The organism is Endozoicomonas sp. ALB091, from assembly GCF_049310265.1.
Classification (GTDB): Bacteria; Pseudomonadota; Gammaproteobacteria; order Pseudomonadales; family Endozoicomonadaceae; genus Endozoicomonas.
Genome location: NZ_JBLYNQ010000007.1, coordinates 503,828 through 522,871 on the forward strand (window position 1 = coordinate 503,828; position 19,044 = coordinate 522,871).

Sequence of the window (19,044 nt, forward strand, 5' to 3'; positions counted from 1 at the left end):
TCATGACTCCTGGACCGACAGTTTGTTGTTCATGGGTTCCATCATTAAACCGGAGTCTGGGCAAACTCCTCCGCTTCGGTTTGCAACCGCGCTGCTATTTCCGCCTGCCATAACTCGGCAGGCTTGCCATTCAGTGATCCCAAACTGCCCAGCGCCACCTGGTTAATGATCTCTTCTTGCAGGTCACTGTCCAGATTGTGGTTGATAAAGTACTGCGGCAACTGGTCGGCGACTTCTGCCTTGATGGTTTTATAAGCACTGAGCATGTCGTTTATGGTGCCCCGGTCGTAATGGTGCTGCTGGAACACTGGCGGCTGGGCGCACTCTGCCGTCTCCTGGCAGGATCGCTGGCTGGCATTGTCCCGGGTTGGCAGCAGGTCAATAATGTGTGCCACCAGTTGTTGCGCCTCGTCGTATTGCCCGGTCACCTTGCCAGCAGTGACCATCGACATCAGCTTCAGGCGGTTCATCGCCTCTTCCTGGACCCCCATCTTGCTGTCGTACAGGGCGGTGAAGCGTTGCCAGGCACTCTGGCTGTCTCTCGGAGCCGGATCATCCCACTGGGGCTCCAGTCCAAAACAGTCCGGCATCCTTGTCAGTGACTGGATGGCCTGTTGCTGCTGCTGGTCCGACAGCGCGAAGAAGGATGCCCGGGCCGAGCCATAATCACCCGCTTCCAGCTGGCTGAGGCAGGTATCACCCGCCCTGACTACCCCTGAGCTGGTGACCGGGGTCAGCCGTTGTTCCAGTCGTTGCAACAGCTGCTCGCGACGGCTACTGTCGTTGCCACTGCTGGCGCTCAGCCAGTTTGGCAGCTGGCTGAACACGCCCCTCGAATGCTGGGCAGACATACCCTTTCTTTGCAGTTCCTGAAACTGGCTGGCCCGGTCAACAATGGCATCGCGCAGTGCGGCACTGAGTAACGGGCCGGAGTTAGCCGACTGAGGTGCCGTGGTCAATTGTTCCAGTTGACGGTCTGCCATGGCGCTCAGCATGCACTGGCCAAGATCTCTGGCCGGGCCTGACTGGCACGGCCGGGTTTGCTCCCCGCCAAAGAAGATGGCACCGCCACCGGTGCCCCGAACCCGTCCGCCGCTGTCGAAAATATTGGCGGCGCGCTCATGTTCAACCCCCAGTCTGGGCGAGAACAACACTTCGAGCAGAAACTCCTCGGTGCAGCTGGTCGGTTGCTCCTCATTGGTGACCATGGCGATGGCCATATTCAGCAGGTCATCGGTTTGCCAGGCAGCATCCGGCTGTATCCGCTGCAGCCTGAGCTGCTGCAGGAAAGCCGACACTTCGTTGTGCAGTTGCCGGGCCACCCGCATGCTGCCGGTGAGCAGCCGCATGCCCGGCAGGCAGTCAAAGGGCTGTGCCGCCGTATCAGTCCGGTGCCTCTCACCATGAGCCAGTGTGTCAGGTCGGATGGGGCGTTCCGTGGCCCGAGACACCAGCAGCCCGGCCAGAGCCAGGCTGTCGTTGACGCTGTGCGTCGCCGACCTGACTCTGCTGGCCGGCTGGTTGTCGGCACCATTATTAGTATTAGTAGACTCCTGTCGTTGATGGCTTTGCCCGGCAGTGATCTGCGCTGCTCCCTGCGCCTGGTCAGCGGTGACCCGGGTGCCGCCGGTCAGCCAGGACAGGCCATGACGCAGCACCGACAACAGCCCCCCGTGGCGGGCTGCTCCGGCAGTGGCCGGGGCCAGGTGGTCATTGGCAATAGCTGGCTCATCCCGGGGAGGCGCGACAGGCTTGCCAGAGCGATGGCTGTCCAGCTGGCGTCGTTTACGCGAGTCACCATGGCACTGCGGGACCTCCCCTTTCAGGAAAACCTCTGCATAGGCATCGGGCTGTTCGAATATATCGATAAAATCAGTGGGGAAATGCTCCCGGTCTTCCAGTTCCCCCAGTCTGGCCAGGTAGTCGACTTTCTCAGCCTGGACGAGCTGTTTGATAGCGTCTATATCGCCACGAACCATAATTACTGGCGGCAAGATGAACTCATCATCGACGACGGTGGTATCGTTGATGATCTGCAACAGGTGACGATCAGTCTGTGGCGGGCGCAGATCATTATTGCCGTCATGGTGATCCCCGGTGACCTGGTTATCCAGATAGTTCGCCACCCCCTGGAGAACGTCCCGGAGCGGTGCGGACAATCCGGACGTGGTACGCAACAGATCATTGATCGTGGTCGCCATGCCCCGGGCGCTAAATCCCCGGAAAACCGGTGATTCTGCCGCCTCCTCCAGGGAGAACCCGGTGGCTTTGATCATATTGAAACGGGCTTCACCGTACTGTGAATACATGTTCAGGAACTGGTTGACCAGATCATCAATCATGGCCTCCCGGGTGGGATTCTCGCCGCTCGCATCTGGCCCTATGGTCAGACCACGGGAGGCATCATAACGAATACACCGATCGGCCCGGATGAGGTCCCACTGGAACGTGTTCATGATTGCCCGGTCCATAGTCTGCAGGCCCTGGGCACAGCACACCAGTCGTGCCAGTGACCATTGCTGGTATTCCAGGCCATTGTGGCTGAGGGTGTTATCATTCTCCTTGATGTCCTGCACTGCCCGGGTATTGGCACTCTGGATATTGCTGATGCGCTGGCTATAGGCTCTGTAAGACTGCGTGGCACCGTCGGCATACAGTTTCAGCAGTTTTTTTCCTTCTGCAGTGATTCGGGGAGCCTGGTCTGCGGCCCGCTCCAGCAGTTCGCTCAGCGCCGAGGTGTCGGCCAGCCCCTGCTCGCTGGTCGGGCAGGGAAGCTGCTCGCCAGACAATTGATTTTGCAAATCAGCCGTATTGTCGAACACGTCGCCGAACATCACAAAACGCTCATCCCTGAGTGGTCGCGTGTTTAAGAAGTAGTCTTTGCGCTCGGCCCGGATTATCCGATTGATCACCTTCACATCCCTGGCGTCCAGCATGGGTGGCGATAAGTTAAACTCATCGTCCGCTACCCGGACATTTTCCACCGTCCGCTGCAGTGCTGTATCAGGCTGCGGGGGACGCCTATCGTTGGCACTATACCGGTGATCGTCATGGGCCAGAGCGTTCTCAAGCGTTCGCAGCACCTTCCGGATGGGGGCTGACATCCTTGCTGATCGCGCCAGCAACCCGGTAACGGCCCCGGCAACGGCCGCGGCATTGTAGCCCCGGAAGCGATCATCCGCTGCCGCCTCGCCCCCGAATCCGGTGGCCTTGACCATGTCATAGCGGGCAGCGCTGTAAAGCCCATACAGGTTCAGGAACTGGTTGGCCAGATTCTTGATAATCGACACTTCGGTCGAGCGATGGTCCGCTGTATCGTTGGGTGACTGCTCCTCGTAGCGGAGGTACTGCCCCGCGGTACTGGTCATGTTCAGGAAGCTGTCCCGGAACTGCCTCTCCAGGGTCTCCAGCAAGTTGACGCAGCACACCTGTCGTTTTTCCGGCCAGGTTATGGAGTCTGACTCCTCGGCGGGTATGGCTGCCATAATTTCCCGGTTCTGATGCTTTATGGCCTCGGCCTGGTGGGCATAGTCGGCATAGATTGCCGTGGCCTGGCCGACATACCCCTTCAGCAGTTTCCGCTCAGTCACGGTGAACTGTGACGTAGCCGGTGGGCGGGAAAGCAGCGGCGCCAGGGCCGACGTGTCGTCCAGTCCCGATTCGCTGTAATGGCAGGGAACGGTGTCGTCATTCGGGAACACGGCATCATAATCTGTGGGGTTCTGGAAGATCTTCCGGTAATCAACCGGGAAGCGATTCCAGTCTCTGTATACCCCCATGTTGGCAAGGAAACGGGCCTGCTCACCTCGGATGATCCGGTTGGTGGCAACCAGATCCCCGGGTTCCAGCCAGCCCGACGGCAAGGTGAACTCATGATCGGCGACGGTGGCATTGTGTATCACCGACGACAGTTGTTCATCCGGCCCGGGGGTGCGCAGAACGTTGCCATCGTTGAGGCGCTCCTCCGTGATCTGCCTGTCCAGATAGTCCGCAACCCCCTCCAGAACCTCCCGGAACGGTGCGGACACCCCGGAGGCATCACGCAACAGGGCATTGACCATGTTATCCATGCCCTGGGCATTGAATCCCCGGAAAAGCCCGGCCTCGCCGGTCTCTGCCATGGCAAACCCGGTGGCCAGGATCATCTGGGAGCGCGCTTGTGCCAGCCGTGAGTACATAGTCAGGAAGCGGTTGGCCAGGTTATCAACGATGATCTCCCTGGCCGGGTTTTCCCCGGGAGCTTGCGGGTTCATGGTCAGGCCACGGCTGGCATCATAGCTGATGCATTGCTGGGCAAGGCTGCTGATGGACAGGAAGTTATCCCGGAGCAGTTTGTCCATGGCCCGCAGGCCGTGGGCGCAACACACCAGCCGTTCAAGGGGCCATTTCAGATAGATCCGGTCGTTGATGGTTATCTCTTCACCAAAGTCCCAGATGGCCTGCAGCGCCCGGACATTGTTATTTTGGAAGTCGTTGATCTGCCACATATAGCGGTCATGGATCGCCTGGCCCCGGTCCGCATAAAGTTTCAGCAGTTTTTTGCCCTGCGGGCCTACCTGCGGCGGGTGGCTGTCGGTGACGGAGGCGGTGGGGGTCGCAACCGGTTGAGTGGTTTTATCCGGTACGATCGTTGGCGACGATGACTCAGCGTCAGTACGATCGTTAATGGCCGACGGGGTCGCCTCAGACGGGGTCGCCTCAAGGTGAGCTGTTGGTGTTTGGGTAGTGGATGTGGGTAGTGGTGAAGTGGATGGCTGTGAAGTGGATGGCTGCGCAGTGGTTGGCTGTGAAGTCGTTGGCTGTGAAGTCGTTGGCTGTGAAGTCGTTGGCTGTGAAGTCGATGGCTGTGAAGTGGTTGGCTGTGAAGTCGTTGGCTGTGAAGTCGTTGGCTGTGAAGTCGTTGGCTGTGAAGTCGATGGCTGTGAACTGGATACCGCCCGGGCGGTGTCGGTTTCAGCATCATCTGCGGCAGAGGGCGATGGGCGTGTGGCGCCAGAGGTGTTTTGTGCGGCAGACAACGCTGTTTTTAGCGATGTTGACGGTTCTTTCGTAATCTCTGATAAGTCTTCTGATGCCCCGGTGGCATCAATCGACGAACTCAGCTCTGGTGAGAACGGAGCCGTAGTGTTGGATGACAAGGCCTGAGTGCTTGCCATCCCGGATGGGGTCATTGACACATCGGTGGTATTCACCGACGAACTCAATTCCGGTGAGAACGGAGCCGTAGTGTTGGATGACAGTGCCTGAGTGCTTGCCATCCCGGATGGGGTCATTGACACATCGGTGGTATTCATCGACGAACTCAGCTCGGGTGGGAACTGAGCCGTGGTGTTGGATGACAAGGCCTGTGTGCTTGCCATGCCTGACGGAGTCACCGACACATCGGTGGTATTCATCGACGAACTCAGTTCGGGTGAGAACGGAGCCGTGGTGTTGGATGACAAGGCCTGAGTGCTTGCCATCCCGGATGGGGTCATTGACACATCGGTGGTATTCATCGTTGAACTCAGCTCTGGAGAGAACGCAGCCGTGGTGTTGGATGACAGTGCCTGGGTGCTTGCCATCCCTGATGGCGTCACCGACACATCGGTGGTATTCATCGACGAACTCAGCTCTGGTGAGAACGGAGCCGTAGTGTTGGATGACAATGTTTGAGTGCTTGCCATCCCTGACGGAGTCATTGACACATCGGTGGTATTCATCGACGAACTCAGTTCCGGTGAGAACGGAGCCGTAGTGTTGGATGACAATGTCTGAGTGCTTGCCATGCCTGACGGAGTCACCGACACATCGGTGGTATTCATCGACGAACTCAACTCTGGAGAGAACGCAGCCGTGGCACTGGATGATAACCTCTGAGTGCCTGCCATGCCTGACGGAGTCACCGACACATCGGTAGTATTCATCGACGAACTCAACTCTGGAGAAAACGCAGCCGTGGTACTGGATGATAACGTCTGGGTGCCTGCCATCCCTGATGGAGTGAGTGACACATCGGTGGTATTCATCGACGAACCCAGCTCTGGAGAGAACAGCTCCGTGGTGCTGGATGATAACCTCTGGGTGCCTGCCATGCCTGATGGGTTCAGTGATGCCTCAGTAGTATTCATTGACGGACTCATTTCCGGCGAAATCCGGGCCATCGTGCTGGATGACAATGCCTGAGTGTTTACCGTTCCGGACGGGCTTAATGAACCCTCTGTAGCATTAGCGAACGAACCAGACTTGGATGAGGCTAAAGTGATGATACTGGACGACACTGCCTGTCTACTTGCCGTCTCTGACGAACTCAACGACGCCGTGATAGTATTAAACGACAAACTTGACTCTGCTCCAATTGGAGCTGTGGTATTGGCAGATAGTGCCTGAGCACGGGTGCTCTCTGACTGGCGTGGTGCAGCCTCAATAGTAGTGCTGGCCGACGAACTCAATCCGGGTGCCAGCACAGGTGCAGCGGTATGCGGCCATAAAGCCGTCGATAACAATGCTTTTGAGGCGTCCGGTGGTACATGGCTGGAACTGCCCTCAGATACCGCTAAGGACGTTAGCAGTCCGGCTTCACTGGTTGCACGATCCATGGCAGCAGATGCCATTGCAGGGGTAATGTCAGCCTGTTCTGTCACGGTTACAGCCGTGGTTGATACGCTGGTCGATGCCAGTGGCTGCGGGGTGCTGGTCTCCGGCACGATGGTGGCCAATGCATGCACGTCAGAAGACACCACCGCCTGTGTGCCGGTTGCCGATGCGATCGCAACAACAGGGCTACTGTTGTCAGCAACCACTCCGGGATTGCTGCCCGGCCTGTCCGTGGCAGGTTGCAGGCCTGTGACGGGCGGCTGGCCGGTCGTTAACAATCCACTGGTGGGCGTGGTTCCTCTGTTACCACTGCCTCCGGATGAGTGATGATGACCGGAGTTGTCATTGTCAGATGAATCATCATCACTATCACCCCCGCCTCCCTTCTTCTTCCCATCTTCTACAAGTTCGTAGATTTCATAACCTACCCAGCCGGCAACGCCGGCTGCCACGGCCGCAGCAATGATCATAAGTAATTCCGGGGTCAGGAGTCCAACAGCCAGTGTTTCAGCAAAACCGGCCATCAGGGCGGGTGCAGAGAATCCAACAACGCCTTCTGCAACTATCCTTTTTACTGCCTTTTCATACAACTCATCGGCGGCACAACCGCCCATGCCAGCCCCGGCCAGGGCTCTTTTACGTCGACACGCGGGTTCTTTTATTTTGCCTTTGCTGCCTTTGCCACGAGTGCGGATATGGGCCCAGTCTTCGCCGCCGGGTTCATGATGTGGCGGGGCGGGTGCCTTGGCCATCAAATCCTCAACAGAAGTTTTGAGCCCATCACCCAGGGATTTCAAAACCTCGGTCTCTGGCACAAACTCCTCTGCTGCACTTTCCCCAATGCGGACCCCGACATCTTCCGCCGCCGCATCGCCCCCGTTCGAGGCCAGTCTTTTTATAAATGCGCCGCTAGCCACCGAACCTAATGTTCCGCCGACGCTACCAATCGCGATTCCGGCCTTGGTTCCCACACTTAAACCTTGATCGGTGCCACCGGAAGGCTGGCCACCCGACGATTGGGGAACCGCACCAGCGGCTGGGTGAGCCAACAGCGCCGCTCCGGGAACCTCCGGGGCAATAGCATTGATGGCATCCTGCAACACCATCATCTGCATCGAATATTGAAAGTCGTCCAGGCTGGACACGCCCTGAGCCACCCCGGAAGGACCAGGTACAGGGTCCGGCTGTTCTCCAGCGGTCGCTTTGGCCCGGGCAAGCAGGCTTTGACTGGTTTTGGCCATAAGGTTGGCATTCAATATTTTGATGGCATCCGGTACCGGGGTATTATTGGCCAGAGCATCGTCAAGCACACTGATCACTTCCCGCATTTGCAGGATTAGTGGATCGACTGTGGTTACCTGAGTGCTTGAGGGTGGAGGGAGCAGGTCCTGTTCAGTCAGCTTCTGACTTAATTTCAGTTTTTCAAGCCCCGCTGCACTGGTCACCTTGTTAATGTATTCTTTTGCCAGGGCCTTCGTGGCCGCTTTGTCGAGGGCTTCAAGTTCCGTTACCGGCTTGGTCAGGATCTGTTTTAACGTTAAGGCCGAGGTAGGAATGGGAGCCATGTCAGCCCACTCGGTTATTTCTGCCTCGGTGGGTTGATAAAGATGCCCGATACCTCTTGAGTTGGCAATCTGCGCTGGCTGAGTCAATCCAAGGTTGTATACCTCAGCCAGTCGTCTCAGTGCGTCCATGGCCCTTGCGACCAACTGATCCATTGAATCGGCTCTGGCCACGTACAAAGAGCTTGAGATATCAGAAATGATCAGAGCCAGTTGATTATTCATCCTTTGTATTTTTGCAAATAGGATATGTCCGACACGCGGGGCGATGGTAAACAGAACAGTAGCATCTGCCCCTGTCGGTAACTGAGTTGCCTTCGCATTGAGCGCTGCAACCATCTTTGACAGCATTGACCGAATTGTAAGAAATGGTTCTCCAGCGTAGACTCCATACGAAAATTGCTCAAGTTCCTGGCTAATTTTACTAAGGTAATGACTGTCTTTTTTCAGGCCCAGGCTACGCCATAAAGGTGCGCGGGAAGCAATTAGTCTTTTAGTCGACAATTCCTGTAGCAAGGTCCTGACAAGAGCGGGTAATCGAGCATATCCGGCACCCAGAAAAACAGCATTGACCAGAGCATTTAAAGAGTTGCTAACAGAAATTCCAAAGTGGCTGGCAAGGGTCACTGACACTACATCGCCCAGACATATGCCTTCCCGTATTTGCAGATCATTCATCATTAGTCGAAAAGGGTTCCATGCCATAGAGAAAGCTGTGACAAAATTTAAATTCGTCACAGCTGGCGGATTGGGGGCCAGAGATATCCGTTGGAGACGCTGCAGCAGGTTACGAACCAAGACCTGGAGCCCTTGCATCATGTCTCTAGGTTGTGCCGGAGTACTTTCGTTAATAATTGAGAGGGTGTTAACTTTATACGCTAATCTGCCAAGTGCCTGATAGTCTTCACGCCACATTAAATCAAAGACCTCGTCCTTATATTGCGCCAAATAATTGGCCATCCCCAGTGGCTGACGGAGTTGATTGGCAAGAGCTATTGCATCCGGGTCTCCCGCAACGCCACGCTGCACCGCAAGGGTAAATTCATTGCGCATTGCAGAAAAACCCCGTAAAAAATCCAACAGTTGCGGGACCATGTTGTCTTGGGCAATGGCATCTTCAAGCCCTATCAGCCACCTGATGCTGTTTAAGAAATCCGGCTTCGAAATGATCATTCTTTTTGAGCGATGGTGATGGGCTACTGTCGTTGAGCCAGTATTCTGGGCAGGAGTTGTCGGGTCAGGCGCAATTGTGGTGTTGAACTCATGGATAATGTCATCCACCCCGGCTGCTACGATATCGAAATAGTGACGAGCGACATCAGGGAAAGTGGCATTAGTGAACGTGCCATTAGTGAACGTGCCATTGATCGTTTCGGCAAAGGCTTTAATACCCTCGAGCAGCATATATCCGGCAAAATCCCTGGCACTGCCCTTAACAAAGGTGGCTAATTCCGTGAGGTTAAGGGCCGGAAGCAGTTGTTGAAAATAAACCAGGTCATTTTCGTACATGCCAAGATTGGTTGAATTGCCCATATCGTCCACTATGGCGGTCAGTTGCTGCTCCAGTGTTAAATTGGTAGCGGCCAGCGAACTGGACAGGGCCAGAGTGGTCCTGGCGGGCGCGATGTCGGTGATGCCGCCCAATGAATGTGTCGGGATAATACTGTCAGTCCAGGGTGGCAGGGTGTTAACCAGTGAGGGAGTGCTGGCCGGTAGTAGTATCGGGCTGTTGGCAATGCTTGCAGAGGCAGAATCCTGAACAGTCGGGCCTGCATAATTAAACGGTGTTGTTTGTGTCGGGCTTGCATAATTAAACGACGACGTATCCATACCAATCGGGCTGGCAACAACCGAAACAGAACCGGGATCGGCTATTGCTGACGTTACCGATGCATTGGCGGCAACAGTGCCCTTGCCGGAACCGGTCAGGCTGGACCGGGCTGGGAAAGCCGTGGTGGCATTCATGGCAGTTGCCGAACTGTGCAGCGAAGGCAATGAATGCATACCCGTTGCATGGGTAGAGACGGTACTCTTCACCGAGCCGGATAACCCCATGGACGTTGCCGAATAGTCACCGGTTTCACCCATATCATTGATACTTACACTTGTGGCGGAAGGCCCTGCTGAGCCAGAAGCATGGGAGTGGCTGGAGACGCTGGCTGCCAGGGGATTGCTGACTGAGCCGGACTGGCTGGCTGGCCGATGAGCGCCGGTTACCGTAAAACCAGGGCCCGCCGTTTTTACTGAGCCTGCTGCATCGTGGGCAGTAGCGGTAATGGACTCTGATGAACTGTCTGATGAACTCACAGCAGTCTTGTAATCACTGCTGCTGTCACTGCTGCTGGATGTACCCTGAGTAGTGGCTGGGGATCTGGCCAGGCTGGATGTTGCCAGGTATGCACTGGTGATTGCTGTTAACACCGACGCCGACGCCTGTACCGAGCCTGATTCGCTGTTCACAGATGGACTGTTAGCGGACGTTGCCGAAGCAGCGTTATCTGAGGCACTAACCTTCATGGCCTCCGACATAGCGGCGGTTGCCGTATGTATGCTGCCTGCGCTGGCAGATGTTGAAGCATTTGCCGGATTTGAATGACTGGACGAAGTGGTTGTTGAGGTTTCGCTATTTATTGAACCAGCTGCGCTTTCAAATGATGTTGAAGCTTTTACTGAATTTGAACTGCTGGCCGAAGCTGTTTTTGAGCTTGCGCTATTTATTGAACCTGCTGTGCTTTCAGATGTTGAAGCTTTTGCTGTGTTTGAATTACTGGCCGAAGCGGTGATTGAAGTGGCGCTATTTATTGAACCCGCTGTGCTTTCTGATGTTGAAGCTTTTGCCGGATTTGAACTGCTGGCCGAGGCGTTGATTGAGGTGGTGCTATCTATTGAAACAGCTGCACTTGAATGAATTGAGATTGTCTGCCTGAGCGAGACTGAAGAACTGGCAGACTGAACCAAATGGCTGGTTTGATCCTGGCTACCCGGTGCAATCGTCGTCTTCCCTGTCTTTTTATTATTAGCCACTTGACGTGAGTGAAACACGCTGGTTGTTTTAGCACGATCACGAGGAAATTTTTTATCATGATCATGTGGAAATTTTTTATCATCATGAGGAATTTTTTTATCAGGATCATGAGGGAATTTTTTATCAGGATCATGAGGATATTTTTGATCAGGCAGAAAATCTGGATTAGTTGGTTTAACTGGAAGTCCAAGATGCATCGCTTGATTAACCCGTCAGTTGACTTCTATTAATTTCAGATTGATGGAAAAATATCCAACTTTACAAAATTTGCAAATATTCGAGAGAGAAAAGTATACAGTCTAGGGGTGGCAAATAAGGGTTGTTGATTATTGTCGTTTACTATTTCATAGCTTTAGTTCAAGCTGTTTGTATTTACTGTTAATCCTGAATTCGTATCATTATCAATGCAAAATAAATGCGAAAGTTGAAACCAGGCCACCTTTTTTACAAGCAGTTTCAAATGGCTGAAGTTGAGGCTCTGATTAAAAAGCCGAAACCAGTGACAGTGAAGAGGACGATGCTGATCAGCAGGAGACTGGCCACAGCATTCATGAAGACTTGCAATTTAAGCAGGAATTTTTAGACCAATTTATTGCAGCCACCGTAGGGCAGACTATTCTCGGACAGCCTCCTGGGAGGCTGGGCATGTAAAATACTGTGATCTCGCTACGAAAATGCAGCTACGGACAGTGGAGCCATACTGGAACTTTTACCAGCCAGTTACTCTCTAATGATGATAGAATCCACTCTTATGATAGAGGTGGGTAGCTAAAGTAACTAAATAAGTCTTGCTTGAGAACTACCATGAATGTTGTCAGCGGCATGGATACCTCCGCCAACCTGTACCCTCATCCCCAACCAAAGCCTGACACCCAGCCGGTAACGGTCTCTGGCCAATGGGCAACCTGCGCACCGACCAGCAAGCTGATACCCCGGCATCCCAGGGAAGATGAGCGACAAGTGCTACTTTGGGCAGCAGAGAGTGGGTACCTGGCGTTTCGGCGAATTAAATTGACTAAAGAAAATGATTACTTTTCGGGTAAGGGTGCACCAAGGCCATTCACCCTCGCCCTGCCGGGGAAGATGATGCCCGTAGCACGCGTACCAGATGGGTTTGGTAAATGGATGGTAGGCATTGTTAATCCACAATGCCTTTATGTTTATAAACATAATGCATATACGGAGCCCGACATGGATCCGGATAAACTGTCAATAAAATTACTGCCTGATCTGCAATCATTACACGAGAAATGTCTTGAAAATGCCAATCAAGCCATTTGGAGAGTTTATCCTCGTTTCACCTCGGGACATCTGCGAGCAGATGGGACTTTCAGTTTACCTGGATTGGTAATCCGCAATAATTCCCACGCCTATAATTATCTTGATTATCCGGAACTGGTGCTTACCAACTACAGCAAGGAAGACATCAGATGCTTTTTTGTTTACCTCGATACTCAGATGAATATTGCCGATATCCTGCAGGATAAACGTCATTGTGAAGAGGTGTTGGAGCTTAAACAACCGTTGCCTATGGTTATTTATTGTCACCGCACAGGTTCTGTACAGGTTTGTTTTGATGATGAGCTGGACAGTAAACACTTGGCCCTGAATGAGCATTCTCTGGATGATTTTGCATTCTCACAGGGCATAGACCAGGAAAATTTCAGAGCCATGTTGAATCTGCTGCCAATGCCTTTGCGTACAGAGGCACTGAGTTGGGAATTAACCGCCTCACCGGATGTTTTTCACAAATTGCAACAGGCCATCAAGCTGGTGAGTGATCCCTGTTGTTACAGTTCCGGGAGGCTTCTGGAATTAAAACAGAGTGGCTTGCCAATTCACCACCGTTTTTTTCATAATAAACAAGGATATGTTACATCGTTGCTGGAAAAGTTGCTGATTACTGAAATGCTCAGAAATGATCAGCCTGGACAGGAACAAATCCGGGAACAAGAGGAAGAAGCTTGCCGTTTACTTCAGTTGCTTCTGCAGAGCGGGTCAAGGATGGATCAGAAGGTTACTTCGGTTTTTTACTGTACGCTAAGCAAGCGAGAATCGGCGGTAATGCGAGCGGGCACAATGAATTATATGGTGGCCGCCTTTGCTCCATTTGAGTTCCTGAGCCTGGAAGATCTCAAGTGGTTGCCGCTGATCGGTTATTCGGGAAGCGTCGTTGAATTTGACCGAATCTGCCGGGGGCTCAGTCAGCAGCAACGGCAGAGCCGTCTTGAAGAGCTACTATGTGATTACCTTGGTTACCCTTTAAACCTTGATATCTTTGAGTCCCACCTACTCGCCCTGTTTCATTATGGAGCTTCCCTGAACAAAGATATTCTGGCCAGGGTTAAACATAATCTGGACTATTGGTGCCATGACGGTAGAAAGGTTATTGGTAACTTATCCGTGGCTGGGTTCATCCAATGGTTTGAAGGACTATGGAAGCAACGAAACAAGCATCCTTTCTACCTGAATTGGTCAGAACATGTCCGACAGGCCAATCTGGAAATCGCGGATCTGAAACAATCGCTCGGTCTGTCGGACGATGCTTGCCCATTGGCGGCACCTGTGGAAACCAAGGTGCCAGCGGCATTACAGTTTATGGTGGACGCGTTCAGCAAACCGCCCATCCTGCCTGATAATGTCGGCGATAATGAAAGCACCATCCTGAAGGTATTGCAGCATTATTACCGCCGTCCGGGACCGGAACGCGTGATCCAGAGCCTTGGCAGACATACCTTGCCAACCGTGTGGAAACCGCTGCACAGCTGCAGTCATGTCCTGCGGGCCAGGAATAATGGGCTCTGGTATATGGAATTGCTGGAAAAATTTCAGCTGCATTACCTGCGCCCGGAAAAAAAAGAACTCCTGGCGCTGGCGATTATCTACCATGCTGCTGCTGCCGAAGATGTCGCCAAATCAGTGGAAGAAACAAGGTCAGCTGACTATTTCAAAAGGGACCTGATCGGGCACTATCCTGAACCGCTGCTGAAGGATATGGCAAAGGCGATGGTCAGCAAGGAAAATGATGTCAATGGCGCAGATGAGCAGAACCTGTCTGACTCCGTGCGCTGGTATCTGCGCATATTACGCTTTGCAGATCGTATGGACATTATCCGTTGTTGCGGGGTTGGGGCTGATTTTCCCGGATCAACGGTCGGGGGGTTTGACGCTACACGTCTTGACCTGCCGCCGCAGTTGCCCTGGGATTTTACCTCCGGGCCTGGCAACGGGACTGAATTTCAACGGCATCTGGTAGCCGCCATGCATGGTGCGGCTGATCTGGCGCAAGTAACCGGGCAACCCAACGATCACCGCGAAAAAAAATATACCGAGGCCTACGGTCTGATTGACAATGGCTCAGAGATTTCTGAGCACTTTGAATGGACAACTGAGCCAGTGGAAAGAATGAACCGGTTTATTGATGACAATGTTCGGCGCACAATTGCTCAGGCCGCTGGAATTATTGTCTGTTCAGACCCCTACCACCAGGCTTGCAGGGCTGATCAGAGCAAAGGCATCACTTATGGTATTCATAACAGCTGGTATGATCTCCACCAGATAGAGATTCCGGCCGGAATGACGCTGCTGGAAAAGATGCAGTACAGGCATAACCCATCGCTGCTAAGCCCGGCAACACAACAGGCATTGGAGCAAGAGGTGCAACGGCTGAAGAGCCAGGGAATACGAATGAACCCAGGGACCTTGACGCAGGAAACACTGACTTCGTCGAAAGCGCAGCAAGTGCTGAAAGAGCGGGGTATTACCGTGGTTTGTGAGAAGCGTCCCTACTGTACCGACGATGACCGGCAGCTAGAGAAAGTAATGTTCGTACCGAAGCAGATACCTGAACCCGCGCGTTCACAACCAGAAAATCAGCCTGACACAGACCAAGGCTTTTCGTGTCAAATCCTCTGAACCCAAGGTCGCAGTGTACCTGGCAGGGCTGGCTACCAGAATTTTAGACCTGACTTGAGCTGGAAATTGACTAGCTGATTCCCAGACAGCCTTCTGGACAAAACAACTGTATTTATATACAGTTTAAAGAACCCATTACAGGAGGAAGCCCATGTCCATTACCCCCATGTGGCGAGTTGACCGGGACGGAAGCATGTTTACTGATAAGAAAGCCGCAGAAGAACACGATCGTATGCTTGAGCTGGCCGATGGCATCACGGGTATGCTGGAAGCCAATTTCAAGATCGATGAACAACTGGCGGAAGAGATCGGTCTGCTGCTGTCACGGAACAAGGATATTCTCGCCAAAGCCTTTAAAGGCAAACCTGAAATCCTGCAGGAGATCAAACTGGAGAGCGAACCTGCAGAAAACAATACCGTAGATATTCGTGAAGCGATTGCCTGATATTGATCTAAGCCACAAAGGCGTGATGTTGCTCATAGTGAAATGTCCTTTGTGGTTACCAATCACATTTTATGAATACTTAAAATAACAGCTGATTCGGTACTTCCCATAGGCTAGTACATGGTTTCTGATGGGTTCCTTCTATCAATGACTCCCAAGCTCCGTTCGTCCTGAGCGGAGTCGAAGGGCGTAAACACCATACCCTGAATAAAGACTGTGCCAATCACCCTTCGACTCTGCTCAGGGTGAACGGAGATTGTACACACCAAACTCATTGCAATGATGCAGAAAGCTGTCCGAGAACCCAGTAGTCGGCAATGAAGGGTGCTTCCTGATTCAGCCCCACAGTGTATAATCACCGGTTTATCCAAATCCGGAGCCCCCCTGCTCTTCAGGAGTTCCGGGAACAGTTGGAACCTCTACTGGAAAAGCAGTTATGGAAAAGACGTTCAACCCCCAAGCCATCGAACGCACGTTGTATCAAAACTGGGAAGAGAAAGGCTATTTTGCGCCGGCTTCTGACCAGCGCGGTGACCGCACGCCCTACTCCATCATGATCCCCCCTCCCAATGTCACCGGCAGCCTGCACATGGGCCATGCCTTCCAGGACTCCATTATGGATGCCCTGATCCGCTACCACCGGATGAAAGGCTGCAACACGCTCTGGCAGGTGGGTACTGACCATGCGGGTATCGCAACCCAGATGGTGGTTGAACGCAAGATCCTGGCAGAAGAAGGCAAAACCCGTCACGACTACGGGCGTGAAGCCTTTACCGATAAAATCTGGGAGTGGAAGGAAGAGTCCGGCGGCACCATCACCCGTCAGCTTCGTCGACTGGGGGCATCTGTTGATTGGGATACCGAGCGCTTCACCATGGACAAGGGCTTCTATGCCGCTGTCCAGGAGGTCTTTGTCCGCCTTTATGAAGACGACCTGATCTACCGGGGCAAGCGTCTGGTGAACTGGGACCCAAAACTGCACACCGCTATCTCCGACCTGGAAGTGGAAAACAAAGAAGTCAAAGGCAATATGTGGCACCTGCGCTATCCACTGGCGGATGGCGAGAAAACCGCAGAGGGCAAAGACTATATCGTGGTAGCCACCACCCGTCCTGAGACCATGCTGGGGGATACCGGTGTGGCGGTTAACCCGGAAGATGAGCGTTACCAGGCCCTGATCGGCAAAGCGGTTATTCTGCCCCTGGTCAACCGTCGCATCCCGATTGTCGCTGATGAACACGCCGATATGGAAAAAGGCACCGGCTGCGTAAAAATCACCCCGGCCCACGACTTTAATGACCATGAAGTTGGCAAGCGCTGCAACCTGCCAATGATCAATGTTATGACCCTGAACGGCGATATCCGCCAGCAGGGTGAAGCCTACAATATTGACGGTACGGCCAATCAATCCATTGATACCACTATTCCAGACGCCTACCAGGGCATGGAGCGCTTTGCTGCCCGTAAGCAGATCGTTGCTGACCTGGATGCCCTTGGTCTGCTGGAAAAAATTGATGACCACACCCTGATGGTGCCTTACGGTGACCGTTCCGGCGTAGTGATTGAGCCGCTGCTGACTGACCAGTGGTTTGTCCGCGCTGCGCCGCTGGCCAAACCGGCTATTGCAGCGGTAGAAGACGGTCGTATTCAGTTCGTGCCCAAACAGTACGAGAACATGTACTTCTCCTGGATGCGTGATATTCAGGACTGGTGTATCTCCCGTCAGCTCTGGTGGGGACACCGAATTCCTGCCTGGTATGACGATGCCGGCAACGTTTATGTTGGTCGCAATGAAACCGAAGTCCGGGAAAAGCACAACATCCCAACGCCTGTTGTCCTGAAACAGGATGACGATGTTCTGGATACCTGGTTCTCTTCGGCACTCTGGACTTTTGGCACCCTGGGCTGGCCAGAGCAGACCGATCGCCTGAACACCTTCCACCCCACCGATGTGCTGGTCACCGGTTTTGACATTATCTTCTTCTGGGTCGCCAGAATGATCATGATGACCATGCACTTTATGAAAGATGAAGACGGCAAACCACAGGTACCGTTCAAGTACGTTTACGTGACGGGTCTGATCCGTGATGAGCATGGCGACAAAATGTCCAAGTCCAAGGGTAACGTCCTTGACCCTCTGGATATGATTGACGGTATCGACCTGGAAGCCCTGGTTGAGAAACGCTGTGGCAATATGATGCAGCCGCAGCTGGCGGAGAAGATCGAAAAACGTACCCGCAATACCTTCCCCGACGGCATTTCTGCCCACGGTACCGATGCCCTGAGATACACCTTGTACTCACTGGCCTCCACCGGCCGTGATATCAACTGGGATATGAACCGTCTGGAGGGCTACCGGAACTTCTGCAACAAGATCTGGAACGCTGCCAACTACGTCAAAATGCATACCGATGAGCAAGATTGTGGTAATGGTGATGAACCTGTTGAACTGACTTTGGCTGATCGCTGGATTGTTTCCCGACTGCAACGGGTTGAAGCCCAGATCGAAAAGAACCTTTCCGAGTTCCGTCTTGATCACGCGTCCCAGAACCTCTACGACTTTGTCTGGAATGAATATTGTGCGTGGTATCTGGAACTGTCCAAGCCCGTTCTATGGGATGAACATGCACCTGCTGAACGTAAGCGCGGCACCCGTCGTACACTGGTTCGGGTTCTGGAGGCTATTATGCGCCTGGCCCATCCGTTTATGCCTTATATCACCGAAGCGATCTGGCAGAACATCAAGCACAATGCTGGCGCTGCCGGTGACACCCTGATGCTGCAGAGCTACCCGGTGTCGGACCCGGCCCGTATTGATGAAACGGCTGAGCGTGATATTGAGTGGCTCAAATCGTTTATCACCGGTATCCGTAACATTCGTGCCGAGTTGAATATTGGCCCAAGCAAGCCGCTGAATGTACTGCTGCGTAACACCTCTGCAGAAGACGTTGCCCGTCTGAATGACAACCAGACCTTCCTGAAGTCCCTGGCCAAACTGGAAGACATCAGGGTTCTGGCCGCCGGTGAAGAAGCCCCCATGGCAACCACTCAGCTGGTAGGCTCCATGGAAGTTCTGGTACCAATGGCTGGCCTGATCGACAAGGAAAAAGAGTCAGCCCGACTCAATAAGGAGATTGAGCGGTTTGCCAAAGAAGTGGCCCGCTTTGAAGGCAAGTTAAACAACGAGAAATTCATCAGCAAGGCACCCGCCGACGTGGTTGCCAAAGAGCAGGCCAAGCTGGCTGAAGCTCAAGCCGCCAGGGCCAAGCTGGAAGAACAGCTGGAGGCGATCAAGGCTTTGTAAACCAGAGCATTGGCAATATAAAAATGGCTGCAATCACTGCAGCCATTTTTTTATGCCCACTTTTTTTATTTTCTTTTTGCTGGTACGTCTTATTCATTTGATCAGCCTTGTTTCAACCCGATTCCTCATTGCACCCGCTGGATGATAGTAATTCTGACATTCGTGTTATTGAAGTACTTGTTAATATTTTCATATCATCAAATGCACCAGCTAAGGG

General features: G+C 53.3%; 6 protein-coding genes. 5 read left to right on the forward strand and 1 reads right to left on the reverse strand.

Annotation, left to right across the window (positions count from 1 at the left end):
* Positions 1-44: 44 nt before the first annotated feature.
* Positions 45-10,445, reverse strand: coding sequence for a hypothetical protein (locus tag ACO6UX_RS14265; protein WP_422448635.1), 10,401 nt, complete (start codon positions 10,443-10,445; stop codon positions 45-47).
* Between the two features lie 52 nt (positions 10,446-10,497).
* On the opposite strand from ACO6UX_RS14265, the gene ACO6UX_RS14270 reads away from it, so the two are divergent.
* The 5 genes from ACO6UX_RS14270 to ACO6UX_RS14290 all read left to right on the forward strand — a co-directional run bounded on the left by ACO6UX_RS14270 (position 10,498) and on the right by ACO6UX_RS14290 (position 18,827).
* Positions 10,498-10,734 carry a hypothetical protein gene (locus ACO6UX_RS14270; protein ID WP_422448637.1) on the forward strand — a complete coding sequence of 79 codons (237 nt, stop codon included), beginning with the start codon at positions 10,498-10,500 and terminating at the stop codon, positions 10,732-10,734.
* A 9-nt stretch (positions 10,735-10,743) separates the two neighbouring features.
* A complete protein-coding gene (locus ACO6UX_RS14275; protein WP_422448639.1) occupies positions 10,744-11,046 on the forward strand; it encodes a hypothetical protein in 303 nt (100 codons plus the stop codon).
* A 921-nt stretch (positions 11,047-11,967) separates the two neighbouring features.
* On the forward strand, positions 11,968-15,078 hold the full coding sequence (locus tag ACO6UX_RS14280) for a hypothetical protein (protein WP_422448641.1): 3,111 nt from the start codon (positions 11,968-11,970) through the stop codon (positions 15,076-15,078).
* Positions 15,079-15,229: 151 nt separating this feature from the next.
* Positions 15,230-15,523, forward strand: a complete 294-nt coding sequence (locus tag ACO6UX_RS14285) for a YebG family protein (RefSeq protein ID WP_269673759.1) — start codon at positions 15,230-15,232, stop codon at positions 15,521-15,523.
* 436 nt (positions 15,524-15,959) lie between these two features.
* Positions 15,960-18,827 carry a valine--tRNA ligase gene (locus ACO6UX_RS14290; RefSeq protein WP_422448643.1) on the forward strand — a complete coding sequence of 956 codons (2,868 nt, stop codon included), beginning with the start codon at positions 15,960-15,962 and terminating at the stop codon, positions 18,825-18,827.
* The last annotated feature ends 217 nt before the right edge of the window (positions 18,828-19,044 follow it).